General features: G+C 59.5%; 11 protein-coding genes. 6 read left to right on the top strand and 5 right to left on the bottom strand.

Going from position 1 to position 16,130, the window contains the following annotated elements; translation table 11 throughout:
* The first annotated feature begins 32 nt into the window (after positions 1 to 32).
* Positions 33 to 3,353, top strand: a complete 3,321-nt coding sequence (locus ACRZ95_RS16105; RefSeq protein ID WP_170679719.1) for an AAA family ATPase — start codon at positions 33 to 35, stop codon at positions 3,351 to 3,353.
* Here ACRZ95_RS16105 and ACRZ95_RS16100 read toward each other — a convergent pair.
* Positions 3,350 to 5,785 carry a GcvT family protein gene (locus tag ACRZ95_RS16100; RefSeq protein ID WP_170679721.1) on the bottom strand — a complete coding sequence of 812 codons (2,436 nt, stop codon included), beginning with the start codon at positions 5,783 to 5,785 and terminating at the stop codon, positions 3,350 to 3,352. The genes ACRZ95_RS16105 and ACRZ95_RS16100 overlap by 4 nt on opposite strands.
* Positions 5,786 to 5,979: 194 nt before the next feature.
* Between ACRZ95_RS16100 and ACRZ95_RS16095 the strand changes: the two genes are divergently transcribed.
* Positions 5,980 to 7,500, top strand: coding sequence for a trimethylamine methyltransferase family protein (locus ACRZ95_RS16095; RefSeq protein ID WP_170679723.1), 1,521 nt, complete (start codon positions 5,980 to 5,982; stop codon positions 7,498 to 7,500).
* Here ACRZ95_RS16095 and ACRZ95_RS16090 read toward each other — a convergent pair whose 3' ends face one another.
* Positions 7,501 to 8,475: a LysR family transcriptional regulator gene (locus ACRZ95_RS16090; RefSeq protein WP_170679725.1), complete on the bottom strand. Its 975-nt coding sequence runs from the start codon at positions 8,473 to 8,475 to the stop codon at positions 7,501 to 7,503.
* A 341-nt stretch (positions 8,476 to 8,816) separates the two neighbouring features.
* Here ACRZ95_RS16090 and ACRZ95_RS16085 point away from each other — a divergent pair, with 341 nt between their 5' ends.
* The 4 genes from ACRZ95_RS16085 to ACRZ95_RS16070 are packed head-to-tail and all read left to right on the top strand — an operon-like array spanning position 8,817 to position 12,973.
* On the top strand, positions 8,817 to 9,431 hold the full coding sequence (locus ACRZ95_RS16085) for a CDP-alcohol phosphatidyltransferase family protein (protein ID WP_170679727.1): 615 nt from the start codon (positions 8,817 to 8,819) through the stop codon (positions 9,429 to 9,431).
* A gap of 15 nt (positions 9,432 to 9,446) precedes the next feature.
* Positions 9,447 to 10,643 (top strand): ABC transporter substrate-binding protein, encoded by a 1,197-nt coding sequence (locus ACRZ95_RS16080; protein WP_170679729.1) that lies wholly within the window; start codon positions 9,447 to 9,449, stop codon positions 10,641 to 10,643.
* The gene (locus ACRZ95_RS16075) at positions 10,633 to 12,345 is read left to right on the top strand and encodes an ABC transporter permease (RefSeq protein WP_480555210.1); all 1,713 of its coding nucleotides are present in this window, start codon (positions 10,633 to 10,635) and stop codon (positions 12,343 to 12,345) included. The genes ACRZ95_RS16080 and ACRZ95_RS16075 overlap by 11 nt, the downstream gene beginning before the upstream one ends.
* Positions 12,341 to 12,973 (top strand): ATP-binding cassette domain-containing protein, encoded by a 633-nt coding sequence (locus tag ACRZ95_RS16070; RefSeq protein WP_170679989.1) that lies wholly within the window; start codon positions 12,341 to 12,343, stop codon positions 12,971 to 12,973. The genes ACRZ95_RS16075 and ACRZ95_RS16070 overlap by 5 nt, the downstream gene beginning before the upstream one ends.
* Before the next feature lie 28 nt (positions 12,974 to 13,001).
* Here ACRZ95_RS16070 and ACRZ95_RS16065 read toward each other — a convergent pair whose 3' ends face one another.
* The 3 genes from ACRZ95_RS16065 to ACRZ95_RS16055 are packed head-to-tail and all read right to left on the bottom strand — an operon-like array spanning position 13,002 to position 16,130.
* Complete coding sequence (locus ACRZ95_RS16065) at positions 13,002 to 14,399, bottom strand: Dyp-type peroxidase (protein WP_170679732.1); 1,398 nt, start codon at positions 14,397 to 14,399, stop codon at positions 13,002 to 13,004.
* Positions 14,396 to 15,112, bottom strand: a complete 717-nt coding sequence (locus ACRZ95_RS16060) for a hypothetical protein (protein WP_170376913.1) — start codon at positions 15,110 to 15,112, stop codon at positions 14,396 to 14,398. Before ACRZ95_RS16060 ends, ACRZ95_RS16065 begins: the two co-directional genes overlap by 4 nt.
* Before the next feature lie 4 nt (positions 15,113 to 15,116).
* Positions 15,117 to 16,130, bottom strand: a complete 1,014-nt coding sequence (locus ACRZ95_RS16055; protein WP_170679734.1) for a catalase — start codon at positions 16,128 to 16,130, stop codon at positions 15,117 to 15,119.

The raw sequence follows: 16,130 nt of genomic DNA, 5'->3' as shown, positions 1-16,130 counted from the left end.
GAGGGAACGCCCGCAGCCGTGGAAGGGATGGTATGGCCGAAATCGAACGTTGGCTGAACAAGCACGGACTGGCCAAATACGCCAGCGCCTTCGCCGACAATGAGATTGAGCTGGGCGACCTGACAGAGCTGACCGACGAAGATCTGGTGACCATTGGGTTGCCTCTGGGGCCACGGCGGCGGTTCATGAAAGCGGTGCGCGCAACCACTGACGGCACCCCCCGACCTCAAAACACGGCACTGGGCGCGTCGATCGTGGCCGAACGCCGTCAGCTGACGGTCATGTTCATTGATCTGGTCGGCTCGACCGAGATTTCGCAGCGGGTCGATCCCGAAGATCTGGCCGAGGTTCTCCGGCTGTTCAAAGAGACCTGCGCGGCATCCGTTGCGGATTTTGATGGTCAGATTGCAAGCTATTACGGCGACGGGATCATGGTGTTCTTCGGGTTTCCGCTCGCCCATGAAGAAGACCCCGAGCGTGCCATCCGCGCCGGGTTGCGTATCATCCGTGAAGTGCCTGAGATCCGCACTCACGCAAAACTCCAGGTGCGGATCGGGATCGCCACCGGTCTGGTCGTGGTTGGCGATTTGCGCGGTGAGAAGATGTTCGAAGACGGCACCGCGATGGGTGAGACACCCAATCTGGCCGCCCGTCTTCAGGCGATGGCGGAACCCGGCACCATGATCGTGTCACCTCGGACCCATCAGTTGGCCGGTGGGGCCTTCGACTATGTGCTGCAAGGGTCTTTCAAGTTGAAGGGGTTCACGAAAGAAGTTGAGGCGTGGCAAGTGATCGGCGCGCGCGACACGGACAGTCGTTTCAGGCGCATTGAGGGTGCCTCGCTCGGCCCTCTGATCGGTCGCATGACAGAATATGAGACGCTGAGCGACAAGTGGAAGCTGGCCAGTGAGGGCGAAGGTCAAATCGTGCTGGTGTCCGGAGAGCCGGGGATCGGGAAATCGCGACTGATCGAGGAGTTGCGGCAGAAAGCCCCTCAAGGCGCGCATGAGCAAATCCGACTGCAGTGTTCGCCGTACCATTTTGCCAGCTCGTTTTATCCGATCATCCGGCGGCTTCACCATGTTGCCGACCTGCGATCTGAGGACTCGGATGAGGCAAAGCTGGAGAAGATATCGTCGGTTTTGAAAGACCCTTCAGATCAGGTTCTGCGATTGGCTGCGTCCCTATTGTCGGTCCCGTTCGAGGATCGGTTGGGGCCACTGACCCTGACGCCGCAGCAGATCATGGATCAGACACATGAGATGTTGTTGGACCATTTGCTAGCCCATGCATCGGAAAAGCCGGTTTTGCTGTTGTTTGAGGACGCGCATTGGCTCGATCCGACGACAAAGGCGCTAATGGATCGGCTTGTGGACCGTCTTAGGGATCTTCCGGTGATGGTCGTGATGACCTTCCGGCCCGAGTTTGACCCAGGTTGGGCGTTGCAATCCAACCTGACAAAAGTGGTTCTCAGGCAGCTTGATTTTCAGGACGTTAAACGCATCGCAAATGAGGTAGCGCGAGGGCAGGACATCCCCGACGCCATGTATGAACTGGTGGCGGCCCGATCCGATGGCGTGCCGCTTTACGTAGAAGAGGTGACGAAGGATCTGTTGGAATCCGGCGATATGCCCGATGCTCCAATCGCCCGCGCCAGCGGAGGGGCCTCTGCTGCAAGCTCGGTTCCCAGTGCCTTGCATGATGCGCTGATGGCACGTTTGGACCGCCTGAGCTCGGCCAAGGAAGTGGCGCAGATCGGGGCTGTGATCGGGCCTCAATTCTCGTACCCGCTGATCTCGAAAGTGTCGCGTTTTAGCGACACCGTGTTGCGGTCCGGTTTGGAACTGTTGGTTGAGGCTGGCATCGTCACGACCTCGGGCGATGATGCGTTGCAGATCTTCAGCTATCGCCACGCCCTGATCCGCGACACCGCCTATAACAGTCTTCTGAAAACCGAACGCCGGGTTCTGCACGCGCGGGTCGCCAAGACGCTGGACCAGAAAACCTCAGCGGTCGAGGATGCAGGCCCCGAAGTTCTGGCCCATCACTATACCCTTGCAGGTATGGTGGATGAGGCGATTGACTGTCGCTATCTGGCCGGTCAGCGCGCCGTCAAACGCTCGGCCAATACCGAGGCGAATACGCAGCTGTCCCTGGCGCTTGATCTGCTGGGCGACCAGACGACCAGTCCTGAGCGTGACAAGCGAGAGATCGAGATACAGACCCTGCGCGCAGGGGTTCTGCGCTCGACGGCAGGTATCGCCGCAGATGAGACCGGTTCGACCTATGCCCGGATACGGGACTTGTGCGAACGCATGGATGAGACAGAGAACTTGTTCCCGGTCCTCAACGGCCTCTATTCCTTTCACTTGGTTCGGGGTGAGTATGATTTGGCGCGGGTCGTGGCGCGGCAACTTCTGGACTTGGCGGACACATCAGGCGAAACGCAACATCAGATGGTAGCCCATCGGGCGATGGGCGCGGTGCTGTTTCATATCGGAGAGCTGGACCCCGCCCACACGCATCTCGAACAGGCGCTGGCGCTGTACCGCCCCGAACGCGATGCGCATCTGGCCTATGTCTATGGGTCCGACCACGCGGCCATAACCTCTTGCTTCCTGAGCCTCGCAACCTGGATACGTGGTGAGCCGGACAAGGCGTTGGAGATTCAGACTCGGGCGGTTGAGGCTGCCCGCGACCTTGAACATGCCCATAGCGTTGCGCAGGCTCTGACTTACCTGTGCATGCTGCACCTACTGCGCCGCGATCCGGACGCTGTGACGCAGGCCGTGGAGCAACTGGAAGAGCTGTCGAACAAGCACGCGTTCACCTTTATGACACTGACAGCCAATGTCTGGAGAAGCTGGGTCAAGGCCTATGCATCCCCCGGCCCGGAAACGATCCGCGACCTGAGAAAGGCGTCTGAAGCATGGTGGGCCAGCGGAGCGGGTAATCACAAACCGTTCTTCATGACACTGATTGCCGAAGTCACGCTTGCCATGGGCGACCATGAAGGTGCGTTGACCGCTTTGGCGGAAGCGCGTGAATATCAGCGTTTGACCAACGAGGGGTGGGCACAGGCAGAAACCGACCGGGTTTTTGCGCTGGCGAAATCCTCGACCAGTCCAGCCGAGGCGGAGTTCCGGCAGGCTTTGTCTCGCGCACAGGACCAGAGGGCGCGGATGTTTGCCCTGCATACGGCCATAGATTTCGCCCGAACCTGCGAGCGGTTTCACTGCGCGGCGATTGCAAAAACAGAGCTTCAGGCGGCGGCTGAGGCGATCTCGGGCGGGGATGAAACGGTTGAGATGCGCCTCGCTCGTGAGTTGTTGGCCGGGGTTGAAACGGCCTAGGCGCGCATCCGTACGTGTTCAGGATCATAGGGTGAGGCAGGGATGACCTGCGCGTCGATCAAATCGCCGCACATGTCGATCTGCACACGGGTGCCTTCGCCCGCCAGCGCTGGATCAATGAACGCGTAGGCCAGGTTCTGCCCGACCCGATGACCCCAATCGCCCGAGGTGACGGTGCCCACCACAGTGTCGCCCTGCATCAATGAGGCCCCGCCATGAGCCGGTGCTTGGGTGGCGTCGATCTGCAGCGTCACGAGTTGCTTGCGCTTTCCGCTGGCGTGGCGTTCAGACAGGGCCTCCTTGCCGATGAACTCGCCTTTGTTCAGGTTTACGAACCGATCCAAGCCGGTCTCATATGGGTCGAATTCCGTGAGAATGTCGGATTTCCAATGCAGAAAACCCTTTTCCATCCGCATGGATTCCACCGCGCGCGCGCCAAACAGCTTCATGTCATGGGCCTCGCCCGCCGCGCGCAAGGCAAGAAAGGCCGCGTAGAGTGAGGCGTTGGGGACGTGGATTTCATAGGCCAACTCGCCCGAGAAGCTGACACCCATGACCGTGGCCGGGGCGAACCCGACGAAACATTCGCGCACGGACAGCCAGGGGAAGGCCTCTTTCGACCAGTCGCCGCGCGCGCAGGAGGACAGGACATCGCGGGCCTTGGGGCCAGCCAGAACCAGAATGGTCTGGTCATTGGTCAAGGAGCGGATCTGAACATCCTCATCCTTGCGAATGTGCTGGGTCAGCCAATCCATGTCGTGATATTCGCTGGCCGCAGCCGAGCCGTACCACACACGCTCTGGCCCCCGATCCGAGGCAGGCAGGTTTGCCACGGTGGCTTCAGCTTTGACCATGCCGTGGTGGTTCAGAAGGTAGCCCAGACCCACGCGGCTGCCGCGCTTCGTGACCGTGCCGCAGATCATACGATCGAGGAAGCTGTGGCGATCGGTACCGGTGATCTCGAACCGGTTGAAGCCGTTGACTTCGCACAGGCCAACATTCTCCTGAACGTTCTTCACGTCGGCGGCGACGATGTCGAACGCCTCGTCAAAGTTGTAGGTAAGGGTCGGGTGAAAATCGGGCGATGGCTTGATGTAGTCCATCCGCTCCCACCCGTTCACAACGGTAAACTCAGCCCCTTCTGCTGCCAGTACGGGCGTCAGCGGGGTCGTCTTGGCCGGGCGTCCGGCGGGGCGATGTTCATGCGGGAAGTGGAACCGGAATTCGTTCTGATAGTCCTCGATAGCTTTCAGTGAGGTCAGTTCCACATTCGTATGACCGGTGAACCGCCGCGGATCGAGGCACCATGTGTCATAACAGGCTTCACCATGCACGATCTGTTGCGCCAGCAGCCAGCCATGGCCGCCACCTTCGCCCAGACCCGCGCGCAGGCCGATGATGCAGAAGGCGTTGCGTTTGCCGGGGATCGGACCCACCAGCGGGGCTCCGTCGATGGTATAAGTGATCGGCCCGTTCACTATGGACCGAATGCCGGTCTCTTCTAGAGCAGGCATACGCTCAAACGCTCCGGCAAGAACGTCCATGACACGCTCCAGATCGTCCGGGCAGAGGGCATTCACAAAGTTCGGATCAATCCCGTCCATGCCCCAAGTTTTGCAATCCTGCTCATAGAACCCGACCAGCAGCCCACCCTTTTCCTGACGGCAGTAATAATCGCTGATTGGGCAGCGCAGCAGAGGCATCCGGTGACCGGCTTTGGCAATACCGGGGATGTCTTCGGTCAGGAAATACTGATGCTCCATCGAGGCTACGGGATGGTGAACCCCCATCATCGCGCCCACTTCGTTTACGCGGTAGCCACAGGCATTGACGACGATGTCACAATCAATGTCGCCATGTTCCGTATGCACAGTCCAAGTGTCATCCTTGTGTTGGGTCAGCGCGGTGACCGGCGTATTGCGATAGACCTCGGCGCCAGCTTTGCGAGCGTGATAGGCCAGCGCCTGACACAGCTGGGCCGGGTCGATGTCTCCGTCCAGAGGGTCCCACAATCCACCCAACAAGTTGGTGGTTGAGATCAAGGGGTGCCGGCGGGCGCATTCCTCGGCATCGATCACCTCAAAATGCACCCCCATCCCGCGCGCCATCGAGGCGAAGTGGCGATAGCCTTGCATCTGCGCCTCGGTATTGGCCAGGCGGATGCCGCCATCGGCGTGGTGGTAGTTGATCGGATATTCGGGGTTTTCGGAGAGTTCTTTGTACAGGTTGATCGAATGCGTCTTCAGCCCGACCATGGTCTGGTTCATGCCGAAATTTGTCACCTGCGCTGCCGAATGCCATGTGGTACCACTTGTCAGCTCGTTCCGCTCGACCAGAACCACGTCGCTCCAGCCTTCCTGCGTCAAGTGGTAGAGCGCCGAGCAACCAGCAATGCCGCCGCCGATGACAACAACTTTGGTACGGGATTTCATGACGGGTGAGCCTCCGGAGTTCGCTTGCCCCGCATACGAAGTCCGTTTGTCACCATGTGCAATTGTAGAGTGATATATTGAGACGTTATCAAAATTAGAAATCTATTTTTTCGAAGTAAAAGAGATGATCTTGCGCCACGGGCAACAATTCCTCTTGCTTGATGTCACAAACCCCCTTTTTCAAAGGACTGGGAATGGCTGGACAGCGTAGCAAGCGAGGTGGGCGCGAAGGGCGTCTGGCACAACGGGCAGCCAAGCCCGCGTTTGATCCATGTCCGCCCGGTCAGATCGGTGGGATGTATAAGCCGCTCAGCGAAGCCGACCTGCGCCGCATCTATGATACTGCCCTCGACTTGCTTGAGAAACTGGGTATCGGTGAGGTGCCGGAGAGACTGCACAACGATCTGTTGGCCGTGGGTGCCGTGGACAACGGTAGAGGACGCGTTCTTTTCCCGCCTGAGCTCGTCGAAGAGGCGATTGATCAAGCCGCAAAGACCTTCACCTTGCATGGCCGCGATCCCAAGAGGTCGATCGAAGTTGGTGGCAACAAAGTGTATTTCGGAACCGGCGGCGCTGCGGTGCAGACGCTTGATATGGAAAGTGCGCTCTATCGGCCTTCGACCCTGAAGGACCTGCATGCCTTTACGCGGCTACAGGACACGCTGGCGAATATCAGCTGGTTCACACGTTGCTGCGTGGCGACCGATGTGCCGGACAACTATGATCTGGATGTTAACACCGTTTTCGCGCTGCTCAAGAACACCACCAAACCGACGGCGACGTCCTTCACGCTGGCCGAATATGTCGCTCCGATAGTCGAGATGCTGGACATCGCCGCAGGAGGGCCCGGAGAGTTTGCCAAACGCCCGTTCATGAAGGCGCATATCAGCCCGATGATATCGCCCATGCGTTATGGCGAAGATGCGGTGGATGTCACTTACGCATGCATCAAACACAATATTCCGATCTCGTGCATCACGGCGGCGCAGGCCGGAGCAACGGCGCCTGCGACCTTGGCGGGGTTTCTGGCGCAATCTCTGGCGGAAACCTTAGCGGCCCTATTGATGGTCCACGCAATCCAGCCCGGTTTTCCGATGGTGTTTTCGAACTGGCCTTTGGTCATCGACCTGCGCACTGGGGCATTTTCTGGCGGCAGCGGAGAGACAGCGGTGTTGAATGCCGCGTCGGCGCAGCTGTCCAATTGGCTTGGTTTGCCGTCTGGCGTGGCCTGTTCGATGACCGATGCCAAGGCCATAGACGCGCAATATGGGATGGAGAAAGGCATAACCTCCATGGCTGCGGCTTTGGCGGGTGGAAACTTGATCTACGAAAGCTCTGGCATGACTGCATCGCTGTTGGGGGCCAGTTTCGAGGCTTTCGTGCTGGATGATGAGATGCACTCCAACACCTATCGCGCCTTGCGCGGGGTCGAGGTGACGGACGACAACCTCGGGTTCGATGCGATTTGTGATGCCGTTCTGGGCGATGGGCACTTCTTGGGTGGCCAGGACACTCATGCCGCGATGGAGCGTGATTACTTCTACCCCACACTTGCTGATCGAGCTGAGCCGCGCACATGGGCCGAAAATGGCGCGCAAGATGCATGGGGTAGGGCAAGGGCTCGCGCGGGCGAGATTCTTCGCGAACACAACCCCTCGTACCTCACGCCTGAGCAGGAGGAGGCCATCCGGTCTCGGTTCAAAATTCTGATCTGATCATTCTACCAGTTTGAAGCTATCCGCCAGCCACGGAGTTTTCTCATATTGCGCAGTCAAAGCGTGATCTCGGATCAGTGCGCGCATCTTGCCATCTATCAGGTCCAACACGGACCGCGAACAATCGGGTGTAGAGACAATCGCAAGGGTGCGGGCAAAGCTTTTGCCCGGAAACTTGTGCATGCTGAGTTTTGGGTGAAACCTTTTGGCACGCGAGAACAGCAAAGGGGTGGTGATGGTCCAGCCCGCACCTGCGGCGACCATCGCCATCAAAGTCTGGTTGTTGCTGCATTCGAAATTGGACTGCGGTGAAAGCCCCAGCCGCCGCATTTGGGACTCGATCTGACGGGCGATGATCAGATTGCCGGAAAACCGCAAGAACGGCAGTTTGGTGCGCCCTTCGACAATGTCCGAAAGGGATTTCTCGCTAAACCGAGGGAGGACGACCACAAACGGGTCTCGTAACAACGGGCGATCCTGTAGGTCCCGTAGCCGTTCCTCTGGGGTGGTCGTGATCCCCAGATCAAGATGTCGGTTGCGCAGCATCTCGACAATAGCGTGGCTGGAATCGGTGTGGTACATGAAATCGCTGCTCGGCATATGGCCCGAAAGAAAGACGGCGAGTTCAGGGATGATATCGCTGTCGAAATCCTCGATCGTGCCGATCCTGAGGTAACTCGCTTCGGCAATATTCCCGGCGGATGCTTCGGCCTTGGCATTACGGATGGCATAGAGCGCATCGCTGATATTGCGCAGAAAGACCTGCCCTTTTGGCGTCAGAACCATCGGCCTGCGCGAGTGGTTGAACAGCTCGACCCCAAGGTGGTCTTCGAGATTGCGCAAGTGATGCGAGACAGTGCTGATGGTCAGGCCGGTCTCTTCAGCTGCGGCCTGAAGCGATCCTTTCTGGGCGCAGATCTGAAACAACTCCAAGCCTTTAAGGTTCAGGTCTTTGGAGGCTGAATGGCGGGGCATGTTTCCTCGGCGCGAACTAGGCGTGAATTAGCTACAATGATTTGAAATTATTGTTGGTAAATAATCAAATCAACGAAAAGCCGCACCTACTAACCGGTACGCCACAATCTTCTCGTGTTGCAGATGACACAACAGCGTGAAGATACGGTATTCCTTTTTTCTTTCGCCCTATCATTCTTTATTCGTACCCAAGAAAAATGGCACGATCCTGCGGATGTCGTGCAAATAGGTAGTGAGGCAACTCAGGTTGGAAAACGGCCTTCTCTTTTCGATTCTGCCCGATGCCACGGCATGTGAAAGCTGCGTCTCCGTACCAATTGTCCGCAGCCCGGAGGCCAACCATGCTTGATGCTCGCATCCGCCCTCTGATCGATCCGCCGCTGAACGCGATTGGGCGGGGGTTGGCGGCGCGTGGTGTCTCGGCTGATCTTGTGACTCTGACGGGTCTGGGCTTCGGCCTCTTGGCCGCTGGGGCGATCGTGCTGGGTCTGCAGGTTCTGGCCGTCCTGTTCATCCTGTTGTCGCGTCTGGCGGATGGTCTGGATGGGGCAATCGCGCGCGCTGGGCGAAAGACCGACTTTGGCGGCTACCTCGATATCACCTGTGACTTTCTGTTCTACGGCGCGATTCCCATGGCGTTTGTCTGGGCGGACCCGTCGGCAAATGCCATGGCCGGGGCATGGCTGCTGGTCAGCTTCTACTTTAACGGCGCGACCTTTCTGGGTTATGCGATCCTGGCCGAAAAACGCGGGTTTAAGACGCAGAAACACGGTGCAAAGTCGCTCTACTTCACTGGTGGTCTTCTGGAAGGCACTGAAACCATTGCCTTCTTCATCGCAATTTGCCTGCTGCCCAACTGGTTCGGCCCGATGGCATGGGCGTTTGGCACGGTTTGCTTTGTCACCGCAATTTCGCGCATCCTGTTGGCGCGGCAGGTCTTCACTCACTCGGAATAAACGCAAGGAAAACCCATGAAACATCTATTTGCTGCCCTCTGCGCGGCGCTGGCCGGAACAGCATGGGCTGAACCTGATCCCGCAAACTGGCAGGACGTTCTGGATGAGGCCAATGGCCAGACCGTCTATTGGAACGCATGGGGTGGTTCGACCACTATCAACGATTTTATCGAATGGGTCGGAACCCGCGTCGAAGAGGAGCATGGCGTCAAGCTTGAGCATGTGAAACTCACCGATACGGCCGATGCGGTCAGCCGGGTGATTGCCGAGAAGTCTGCGGGTCAGGACAAAGATGGAGCGATTGATCTGATCTGGATCAACGGTGCCAATTTCAGTGCCATGAAAGAGGCAGATCTTTTGTTCGGCCCCTTTGCTGAGGCTCTGCCCAACTGGCGGTTCGTAGATGTGGAAGGCAAGACCGTCACTACCGATTTCACCGTTCCGACCGAGGGGTTCGAAAGCCCTTGGGCCATGGCGCAGGTCGTGTTCATCTATAACAGCGAGGCTCTGCCCGAACCGCCTAAATCCTCTGAGGCAATTCGTGAATGGGCGGCTGCGAACCCGGGTCGGTTCACGTTCCCTCAGCCCCCTGACTTTCTGGGAACGACGTTCCTGAAACAGATGCTGATTGAACTGGTCGAAGACCCGGCCATCCTGCAACAGCCCGCTGGTGACGACTATGCGCAGGTGACGGCGCCGCTGTGGGACTGGCTGCAGGATGTCACGCCGGACCTCTGGCGTGCAGGTCGCGCCTATCCGCAAACCGGGCCAAGCCAACTGCAGCTGATCAATGATGGAGAGGTCGACATGGCGATCAGCTTCTCTCCGGGTGAGGCGACAACGGCCATTGCCAACCAACAGCTGCCGGAAAGCGCGCGGACTTTCGTTCTAGAGGATGGAACGCTGGGCAATGCCAGCTTTGTTGCGATCCCCTACAATGCCTCGGCCAAGGCGGGTGCCATGGTCGTTGCAGATTTCCTGATGAGCCCCGAGGCGCAACTGCGAGCGCAAGACCCGGATGTATTGGGCTTTAGCACCGTGCTGGACATGGCCGCTCTGCCCGCTGACGATCGCGCCGGCTTCGACGCGTTGGAGCTGGGCGTGGCAACCCTTTCGCCCGCTGAGCTTGGCCAAGCCTTGCCCGAGCCGCATCCAAGTTGGATGACCCGGATCGAAGCGGATTGGGCCGAGCGTTACGGCGTTGGCAACTGACCTCAGCCCCGGCCAACGATGGGGGCTGGCACCGACGCTGACGATAGCGTTGCTGCTGGGTCCCATCGCAGCTGGGCTTTTGGGAACGATCCTCCCGGCCTTCGGAGGCATGCGCCCGGACGGGCAAAACGGGTTCTCGTTTGATCCATGGGCGCGCCTCTGGGCAGAGCCCGGCGTGGGCCAAGCCCTATGGTTGTCGTTCAAAACCGGTTTCCTTTCAACGCTTGGGGCGCTGATCGGGTGTTTTCTGCTGATCGCAGGTTGGCAGGGCACGCGCGCGTTTTCGCGGCTCGAGGCGCTGCTGTCGCCCCTTTTGTCTGTACCCCATGCGGCAGCCGCGCTGGGGCTGGCGTTCCTGATTGCGCCGTCTGGCTGGATTGCGCGTCTGATCTCGCCTGGTCTGACGGGATGGACCCGCCCTCCCGACGTGTTGATCCTGCAAGACCCCGGCGGGTGGTCTTTGATTGCTGGGCTGATGATTAAAGAGTTGCCGTTCCTGTTGCTGATGTCGCTGGCCGCGCTGCCTCAGATCAAATCGGCCGAGCGGATGCGCGTGACGCAAGTGCTGGGCTACGGCAGGGTCCGAGGGTGGTTTCTGGCCGTGATGCCCGCGCTCTATACGCAGATCCGGCTGCCGATCTATGCAGTCTTGGCCTACGCGATGTCGAATGTGGATGTCGCAATGGTATTGGGGCCGTCGCGCCCGCCGACGCTGTCCATGTTCATCCTGCGCTGGATGACGGACCCCGATTTGGCCCTGCGCGCACCCGCTGCTGCGGCTGCGTTGGTTCAATTGGGGCTGGTGGCCGCAGCCATCATGGTCTGGCGGGGGGGTGAAAGGGCCGTGGCCGCGCTGATCAACCGTGGTGTGGAAAGCGGAACGCGCGGCATGGGCTTGCGCGACACCATCCTCAGAACCCTTGGCCTCGTGGTGTCACTCACGGCTGGGGTCGCGGTGTTTGGCGGGCTAATCAGCCAACTCATCTGGTCTTTCGCCGGACGTTGGAGGTTTCCCGACGCGTTACCGAGCAGCTTCAGCCTAATGGCCTGGGAGCGCCACGGCCCGGACGCGGTAGAGGTCACCTTGGTCACCTTGGCACTAGCCTTTGCCACCGCACTGATCGCCCTGGTTCTGGTGATCGGCTGCCTGAACGCAGAACTCCGCACCGGGCGTGCAATGAACAGAACCGGGACGGTTATATTGTACCTACCGCTCATCCTGCCTCAGATTGCTTTCCTGCCGGGCCTGCAGATCCTGATGATCCAGATCGGAGCGGCACAGGGCATCCTTCCCGTGATCCTGACCCATTTGGTCTTCGTTCTGCCCTACGTGTTTCTGGCCATGGCGGGCCCCTACCGCGCGCTCGACCGCCGCTATGCCACGATTGGGGCCGCTATGGGGCTGAGACCGGTTGGAGTGCTCTGGCGTATCCGGCTGCCAATGTTGCTAGCTCCGATCTTGACGGCGCTTGCGGTGGGGATGGCGGTGTCAGTCGGCCAATATCTGGCCACTCTTCTGGCCTCGGGCGGGCGGTTGAACACGTTGACGACCGAGGCTCTGGCCCTGTTCTCAGGCGGCGATCGCCGTGCGATAGGGGTCTGGACCATCGCACTGGCGTTCACGGCATGGCTGCCGTTTCTGCTGGCCTTGATGATCCCCAGAATTGTCTATCGCAACAAAAGCGGACTACGCCATGATTGAACAGGGCCTCTCACTGGATCAGCTTTCGATCTCTCATGCCGATGGCAGAGGACTGGTGCAGCTATCAGCTGACATTGCGCCCGGAGAGGTTCTGAGCCTGATGGGGCCGTCCGGGGTTGGGAAATCCACCATTCTTTCAGCGATCACCGGAACTTTGTCGCCCGCCTTTTGTCTTGAAGGGCGCATAGCGTTGAATGGGCGGGTTCTGAATGCCCTGCCGCCTCAGAAGCGGCGCGTGGGGATCCTGTTTCAGGACCACCTGTTGTTCCCACACCTGTCTGTTGGTCAGAATGTCGGCTTTGGCCTGCCGCCCCGTACCCCGGACCGGGCCGCGCGCATTCAGGCCGCCCTGTCCGAGATCGGGCTGGACGGGTTTGAAGCCCGCGATCCAGAGACCCTGTCCGGAGGTCAGCGCGCCCGAGTGGCTCTGATGCGGATGCTTCTGGCGGAGCCCGATGCCTTGCTTTTGGATGAGCCTTTCTCGCGTCTCGACGTTGGTCTTAGGGACAGAATGCGGGAGCTCGTCTTTACCCGAGCCCGCGCGGCACGGCTGCCGGTTTTGTTGGTGACGCACGACATCGCCGATGCCGAAGCCGCAGGGGGCAGGGTTGTGACTCTGCCTGAATAGCGGTGTTGGTCGAGATATTCAGCCTTGCCTAATTCGCCAATCCGGACAGATATTTGATCGCCGTCAGGCTTGGCAGGAACGTGTACGCACCACCGCGTGTATGGATCAGGCGGGGAAAGCCGTGCAGTCGGATCGTGCCGCCATCGGGCAGGCTGAGGTCGAACCAGCTGGTCTCCGGCGTGTTCGCCCCCAGCAGAGGGTCATTGGCCCCTGTGATTGACGGGTCGTGCAGGCCGAGGTTGATCCAGTCGCACATCACCGCTTCGAACTGCGCGCCGATATTGGCGCCGATGAAGCTGCCCAGTAAGCCGCGTTCGGCGGTGTCGGGGTTTTGGGGGTCGAAATCCGGGCCGTAGGACATGCCGCGCCGCACCAGACGTCGCGTGTAATTGGCGATGCGTTGCACGATCCGACCGCCACGCGGGTTGCCTCTCCGTAGATGCGAGCCGGCGGGACAGCGGGAGTGGGCGTTGTAGTTGAAATTGGTCAGTGAGACTTCATGCTCGGGCCATTGAGCGTCCGGTGACAGCTCATAGGGGACGCCGTTGCGCCAGCGCCCGCACATCTGGGCCGCGACGACCTCGCGCAGCGCGCCGTGGATATCCAGGTCTTCGCCGATGCGATCCAGATTATTCGGATCGACCAGTTTGTCGCGATCCGGGTGATCCATCAGATCATCGGCGGCTTTGTCCAGATAGGCCTCGAAACCGGCTGCATCCTGCGCCAGAACTCGGAACGCATTAAACGACCCGTTGAAACCAAGCGCATTGGGCGAGGGGACGCGAAACACCACGCCCTCTTGCCGTGTGGGATAGCCCAGCAGGGCGGTGCCAAGTGGGTCGATTGGCTCGTCGACACCGGCTTGCTCGGGGTCATAGACCTGTTCGAACCGGGGCTGGGAAATACCGTCGACATAGCCAAAGAACACCTTGCTGTCGGCCAGATTGCGACCGTCGCGTTTGCCCAGAATGGTGAAGGCCGCGCCAACCTGTTTCTCGACCAGGTCGAGGTGATCCAGGACGTCGGAATAGACCGACGCCATGATGTGAACCCGGTCAGGTTGATCAAACGGAGCCGGCCAGTGATCCGGTGCGCTGGTGCCGAAATCGCCCAGTTTCATCGCGCGTTTCGTCATGCCCTGCATGAATTCGCTGGGGAAGGTTTTCAGATCCTCGGGCGCAGTGCCAAGGGCGCGCAGCCCGGCATAGGTGAGGCCGATGTTGAAACAGAAGGGCGGTTTGACCTCCCACAACACCCCTCGGGTGATTTCGGGGACGGTGTCACTGCCGCCATCGACAGCGGTTGCCAGAAACTGGCGGGCCGCGGCGCGGTCGGTGACTTCAAGAAACAGATGGCGCACCAGATCGCGGCGGTAACCGCGCAGGATGTTGCCCTGAATGTCGGCGAGATCGAGTTTAGCAGTCACCAGCCTTGTCCAAATTTTTGGCGCACTTGCGCGGCGGAAACGCCCGGATAGGCGCGATAACCGCCCCCCAGCGACAGGTTAGGGTTCGCGTAGAGTTGCAGAACAAACGCACGCGGGAGGGTTTCCAGACGATGCGGCGGCTGGTTCGGAGGCAGCCCTTTGGCCTCATCCTGAAGGCCGAACAGGTCGGTCGGGAAATCGGGGGCCTGAAACAGGTCGTGTTCATGGACCCAGTCGATGAACTCCTCGACGTTGTGCTCGGTCGGGATCAGGTGTTCCGCCCCGTCCACGAGCGAGATGACGTCGTTGAACACACTGCCGATGGTGGTGATGAAATCCCGAATGTAGTTGCTGAAATCGCCGTCATAGACCGAAATCATGCAGATCTTGTCGTCGATCAGCAGAAACCGGGCGAAATGCACCGTTCCGACATTGTCGAGCCCTGCAAATATCTCTTCGACATTTTGCGCGATGGCCAGTGCAGCATGGGCACGTCCAGCGGGCGAGGGGTCTTTCAGTGGCATGATCAGGTTCATCATGCGCTGCACGTTCTCGCTGGGTTGCGGCGAGGGGCGCGGGCCACCGGGCAGTTTCGGCTTTGGGTCGCGCCAGTGCCAATAGGGCACAACGATGTAGCGCGACAGAAACTTGAACCATCCCCGATCCGGCAGGGTGTTGACATAGCGATTGAACCAACTGTTCTGACGAGTCATGACCTTACCCCTTCGAAAACGGGCAGGGGGACCCGCCGCGCCAAGCGCTTGAGATTTTGTACGAGTCGATGCGCATTTTCAGCACTGGATCATCCGAAGCCTCGATGCCGGGGGGCAGCAAACCGGGATTGAAGCTGAGCTTTTCGGACTGTTCCACCTGATCCTCGGGCACCGCATTCAGCGTCAGCATACCCATCAAGATCCGCTTGCGATGAGGCGGCCAGGGGCGCGCGGAGTTGTTGAAATCGTCTCCGACCTCACCGATTGTCATCATTAGCGAAAACCGCGCAGGTTCCTTGGCGAGACGTTCCCTAAGTTCAGCCTGCAGATAGTCATCCACCGGTGTCTCATCCGGGTCGGTGTTCAGCACACCTGCGATGGGTTGCCACGAAAACCGCACCCAGCGGCGCACGCCTTCGGCTCCGGTCACGATGAATGTATGGCAGGCGTGATAGGCCGCCCGCGCGTAGCTGGTCGGCGCTCCGATCTGGGCGGCTTGTAACACACCAAGCTGAGAATAGGCGTTTCGGTCGGCAAACCCGATGGCACCTTCGTCCGGGCTGATCGTCTCGCCCGGATAGGGGTCGCGTTCAGGCAGCATCAGCTGAAGGTAGCTCCAGATTTTCTGCCAAGGGGTCTGACCATTGTAGAGCTTGGGCTTGGCGGCTTCGGCGAAATCCAGAAACGTCTCGGGGGTCTGGGTGAAAAACTCGGGCAGATTCATCGCGATCAGGTCGGTATCGGAGCCATCAGACAGGTGAAACCGAACCGCCAGCCCCCGGACATCGGACCAGCCGTCATGCACCACAGCGCAGCCCGATCCGTTCGAAAACCGAACAATCACATCCGTCTTTTCATTGGTGAAGTGATCCGCGGCGCAGAAATTCCGGGCGATGGGCGTGGGCTTGAAATAGCCGGTCGCACTGATCCCGATTGTGTGAACGGGGCGCAGGGCCAGATCACCATCAGGACGATGCAGAACTTCTACCAGCTTCTCGGCAAGGCCGGGATCGCTCAT

Source organism: Ruegeria sp. AI3 (assembly GCF_056541245.1).
This window is presented reverse-complemented; position numbering and strand designations above follow the sequence as displayed.